We start from the raw sequence: 4300 nt of genomic DNA, 5'->3' as shown, positions 1-4300 counted from the left end.
GCGGCTCATGCCTTGACGTCCTGGCTCAGCAGGAAGCGGTCCAGGGCCAACAGAAAGCCGTTCTCGCCCAGCGGCACCAGGAGGACATGCTTTACGGTCTTGCCGAAGGCATCCTCCGATTCCGTGTAGGGGCGGCTGGTTCCCGCGTGGGTGATTCAGGGGGTGTCAGCCGCGAAGCCACTCACCACCAGATCCAGCTCGCCTTCCTTGAGCGCCTTGGTCAGCTCCTGCTCACTTCCGATAACCCACTCCGGAACAGCACTGATCGAGGAGGCAAAGGAACGGACCAGGGCGGGTTCGATGCCGCCCGGTTCCTCTCCCTCGCTGACGCTCGCCCACTTTCCGTTGGCCGTGACACCGACCCGAAGGGTCCCGCCGGAGGCCCGCTCCAGGGTGCTGTCAGGGTCTGCGGGAATTGAGACTCCGCAACCGGCGGTTCCAACCAACATGGCGACGGCGGCCAGCAGCCATGCTGTCCGCCGAGCCATCGTTCGGATCAGATGCACTGCGCCCCTTTCGCCGGCCTGGCCGCTGCTCATCCCGCTGGCCCTGCCGGCACGCGGGATGTGTAGGTCGACTCTAACCAATACAGGTGCAGCGGCGGGGCGCGGGCTCCGGGTTGCCGGCGAATATTGTTACACGGCAGAGCCAGGCGCAGCGCCGGACGCAGTGCCGGCACCACGGGAGACATGGATCTTGCGTCCCCCGGCTTCAGGTTCCTCGGGCAACGGAATCCGGACTTCGAGGATCCCGTCGGTGTACGAGGCGCGGACGTCATCCTCATTGACGGGAGCGGGGAGGCTTACCGTGCGGGCAAACGTGCCGTAGCGGAATTCAGACCGGTAGCCCTCTTTGCCCCTGTGCTCGGACCTTTCCTCGTGGCGGACAGAGATCTGCAGCTGGTTGCCTGTGAGCGTGATGTCCACGTCCTTGTCCGGGTCGATGCCGGGTACCTCGGCTTTGACCACCAGCGTCCCGGCCTCACGGTACTCCTCTACGCGTAGCCAGGAGTCCAAGTCCCCCTCAAGGAACCTGCGGAACGGCTCCGGGAAGTCAACGCCGGCCCGGCGGAGAATGTTGGCCATCGCTGTTACCTCCTGTCAGTTTCCGGCCCGCTCCGGCTGAAGGACGGGCCGGGATGGGTTCCAACACCAATAACGTACGCCCGCTCCGGCAGCTTGTTAAGGCTTGTTCCGCCCGCCCCGCGGGCCCGGTCGGAGGATTCCTTGTGAAAACCTGGAAGATTCCTGATGAGGACCCTGCAGCCTGGCCGCCGGGGGGCCGTACCACCCGCCTTACCCCCCACTCCCGGCGGGGCGGGCCGGAACACGGGGGCAGCGCGTAGGGATTTTCACAGGAGCTCCGCGGGATAGTGAGCTGGTCCGGCAGTGAAACCCACGTAAGGCAGTGAAGCCCCCGTAAGGAGTGCCCCATGAAGAAGCTGTTGCTCCTGTGCTTTCCAGTGCTGGCCGTTGCCGGACTCCAGGTTTGGAGCCATGCATTGGCCGAGCCAGATCCTGTTCAAAGACCGGGGATAGTGGTGCCGGGCGTGACTGTTGCCAGCCCGGCTGCCCACCTGCAGGGACCCTCCCGATCATCGGATGTGCGGCGGGAACCCGGCGCAGTGACCGGGACCATCGACTTTAGGGGCCGTGATGGGCGCTAGGTTTCCGGACCCACAGCAGCACCGTGGGCAGGAGCGCGAGCCGCAGTCGGAAGCCGGGCTTGGGGAGGAGCGCCAGCAAACCGGCCGACGTCGGCGGCCCTGCCCAGTTCCGGATACAGGCGCGGTTCCGGGCGCCCGGCCCGAACGGACAGTAATGCGCCAGCAGGTTATCGATCTCATCCTCGACATCATTTCTGCCACAGACCCGCAATCCGAAGTCAGGCTCAGACTGTTGCGCCACCTGGCTGCCCACCCGGATCGCCCCGAGCAGGCCCTGCTGTGCCACCTGCTCGAAAACGCACGCCGCCCCCTCGCAACGGGCCGCCTCCCGAATTGAAGCTAAGTAGGCTTATGATTATCCAGCAACCGTCACCGGACGGAGCCCCGCAGCCTATAGGGACCTGCGGGACTTAGTGACAGAGGCTGGTAACGATGGTGGATATGCTGCACAGTCGGGGCATGCGGCAGCGCATTGCCCTGGGGCTGGCGGCCGCCGGCATCGCGGCAGCCGCTGCTGCGGGATGTTCTCCGGTTCCACCGGACCTCGACCCTGCCGCCAGCCGGGAGCTGCAAAGCCTCGTCCTCGCGGTCACATCAGCGGCTGCCAGCGGAGACCCGGCCACCGGGCTAAGGAGCCTTGATGAGCTGGTGGATCATGTGACCAGGGCAGCTGCTGACGGGGAGGTGTCCTTCAAGCGCCATCAGAGCATCATGAAAGCGGTGGAATCCGTCAGGGCAGACTTGCGGTCAGCCGCGGCGGCCCAGGCCGCATCAGCCAAAGCTGCGGCAGAGAAGGCGGAGGCAGAGAAGGTGGCGGCAGAGAAGGTGGCGGCGAAGGCTGCCGCAGAGAAGGCCGCGACCGACAAAGCCACAGCAAACGCTGCTGCGCAGGCCGCAGCCACAGGAGGCGCAGCTGTCCAGAACATTCCCGCCCCGCCCGTTCCGGCTACTTCCCCAACGGCGGCACCATCCTCGCGCACTCCGCCAGCCGGGGAGAACGCCGCCGAAGAACACAGGGCCAAGGGTGCGGACAAGGGCAAGGGCAGGAAAGAGGGATGACGGACCGGCGCGCCTCAGCTCCGGTGGTGTGCGATAAGCCAGCCGGCCATCTGCTGCGCCCTCTTGGACGCAAGGAAGTCACCTTCGGTGGCCGAGATGATCGACCCCTTCATCAGGATGTGCCACGAGCGGGCAAACTCATCCGGGTCGCGCAGCCCCGCTTCCTCGGCCAGCGCCGTGAGGTGGCCGCGGATTCGGGCAAGGTAGCCGATGCTGGCCTCCCCCAAGGGGTGCTCGGGACCCATCTCAAGAAGAACGTTGATGAAAGTGCAGGCTTCGAAATCGTCGCGCTGGAACCAGTCGCCGAATACGTCGAAAATAGCCAGCAGGCGCCCCTCTGGCGTGCCTCCCCTGCGTCTGGCCTCGGCGACAATCAGATCGACGGTCCAGACCTGGTCCCGAAGTGCAAGGAAGGCGAGAACCAGAGCGTCCTTGGAGGGGAAATGCCGGTAGAACGTGGATTTGGCCACCCCGGACCGCTCAATGAGCTCATTGATGCCGACGTCACGGATGCCACGACGGGAGAACAGCTCGTAGGCAGTGGAGAGTATCCGGTGCAGCGGCTCGTTCTGGGCAGCACGAACCCCTTGGGGCAGCAGAGTGCCCTCTCTTGAATCAGGTACGTTCATCAGGAAATACTCTACCGCGGGACTGGTCGAGACAGACCAGTCTGTCTTATGGTGGGAACCAACAGTATGCTTAGTTACCCGGAATCCCCCGCTGATGATTCAGTCCGCTGCATAACAGTCGGTGGGATGAGTCAGGGAATTCCTTCCGCTGGCATCCGGATAACGCGGCAGATGGCACTGCAATGGAGCAGAGATAGGAGCGCATGATGGACGATGACGACATCCGGGCAGTGGAGGAAGCCGTAGCCACGCTGGAATCCAAGAGCGCTGAGCAAGAGCCCGCCGCTGTGACCCTTCAGACTGCAGTGGCAGCAGCCGTTACCCACGGCAAACCCATCCGGGAGGTAGCGGCAGCCGCCCACATGACCGCACTGGAGGTCCTCGACGCTGCTGACGCGGTGACGTATCCGCACCAGGCACTCGAACCCTGGACGTTTGCGCGGTAGTAGCGCTGCTGTTCAACTACGACGGCGGCGCTCTTCACCTCCGGAGTTCTGATAGGGCGACCCGAACGTGGCCGGCAATCCTGATCCGATCCTGAGGAAATACGGCGCTAAGCCTGATCGTTCCGCGGGAGCCTTAATGCAACAGCCCGAAGATGATTCCCGGGAAACGCATTAGGACGCAAGGAGGCGGCGGCCGCCATGAACAGCCCAGCAATTCACGAAGAAGTGGCCGAAACGCGGGACCTCATCGGGGAACCCGAGCCGGCTGACTTCTACAGGCTCGGACTCGCGGGCTGCATCGACCGGCTGACCGTTCCGCTGCGGCGCCAAGGCACGTGTGTCCACTGGGAGACACCGCACCACAGCCTCGAGATTTCGGCCAGTTGCGCATCCCTCCTGTACCGGTCCGCCCAGGTCACTCTCAATAACGCGTTCCAGCATGCCCATGCCACCGATGTGACCGTCCGGCTTTCCGCAGTCTTCCATGGCATCCGGCTGAC

Annotated in this window: 7 protein-coding genes and 1 pseudogene; 5 read left to right on the top strand and 3 right to left on the bottom strand. The window is 64.5% G+C overall.

The window, feature by feature from the left end:
* Positions 1 to 155: 155 nt before the first annotated feature.
* Positions 156 to 506: a hypothetical protein gene (locus RIN13_RS19605; RefSeq protein WP_309108990.1), complete on the bottom strand. Its 351-nt coding sequence runs from the start codon at positions 504 to 506 to the stop codon at positions 156 to 158.
* Positions 507 to 635: 129 nt separating this feature from the next.
* Complete coding sequence (locus RIN13_RS19600) at positions 636 to 1085, bottom strand: Hsp20/alpha crystallin family protein (protein ID WP_309108989.1); 450 nt, start codon at positions 1083 to 1085, stop codon at positions 636 to 638.
* Positions 1086 to 1432: 347 nt separating this feature from the next.
* Here RIN13_RS19600 and RIN13_RS19595 point away from each other — a divergent pair, with 347 nt between their 5' ends.
* From RIN13_RS19595 to RIN13_RS19585, 3 genes are all read left to right on the top strand, one after another.
* Positions 1433 to 1666, top strand: a complete 234-nt coding sequence (locus tag RIN13_RS19595) for a hypothetical protein (protein WP_309108988.1) — start codon at positions 1433 to 1435, stop codon at positions 1664 to 1666.
* A 154-nt stretch (positions 1667 to 1820) separates the two neighbouring features.
* Positions 1821 to 2003 carry a hypothetical protein gene (locus tag RIN13_RS19590; protein ID WP_309108987.1) on the top strand — a complete coding sequence of 61 codons (183 nt, stop codon included), beginning with the start codon at positions 1821 to 1823 and terminating at the stop codon, positions 2001 to 2003.
* Between the two features lie 122 nt (positions 2004 to 2125).
* Positions 2126 to 2725 carry a mucin-associated surface protein gene (locus RIN13_RS19585; RefSeq protein WP_309108986.1) on the top strand — a complete coding sequence of 200 codons (600 nt, stop codon included), beginning with the start codon at positions 2126 to 2128 and terminating at the stop codon, positions 2723 to 2725.
* 14 nt (positions 2726 to 2739) lie between these two features.
* On the opposite strand, the gene RIN13_RS19580 is transcribed toward RIN13_RS19585, so the two are convergent.
* Positions 2740 to 3354 carry a helix-turn-helix domain-containing protein gene (locus RIN13_RS19580; protein ID WP_309108985.1) on the bottom strand — a complete coding sequence of 205 codons (615 nt, stop codon included), beginning with the start codon at positions 3352 to 3354 and terminating at the stop codon, positions 2740 to 2742.
* Positions 3355 to 3557: 203 nt separating this feature from the next.
* Here RIN13_RS19580 and RIN13_RS19575 point away from each other — a divergent pair, with 203 nt between their 5' ends.
* The gene (locus RIN13_RS19575; RefSeq protein ID WP_309108984.1) at positions 3558 to 3800 is read left to right on the top strand and encodes a hypothetical protein; all 243 of its coding nucleotides are present in this window, start codon (positions 3558 to 3560) and stop codon (positions 3798 to 3800) included.
* Positions 3801 to 3998: 198 nt separating this feature from the next.
* Positions 3999 to 4300, top strand: a pseudogene (locus RIN13_RS19570) (ATP-binding protein); the annotation flags it as partial.

This window comes from Arthrobacter sp., assembly GCF_031179985.1.
GTDB lineage: Bacteria > Actinomycetota > Actinomycetes > Actinomycetales > Micrococcaceae > Arthrobacter.
This window is presented reverse-complemented; position numbering and strand designations above follow the sequence as displayed.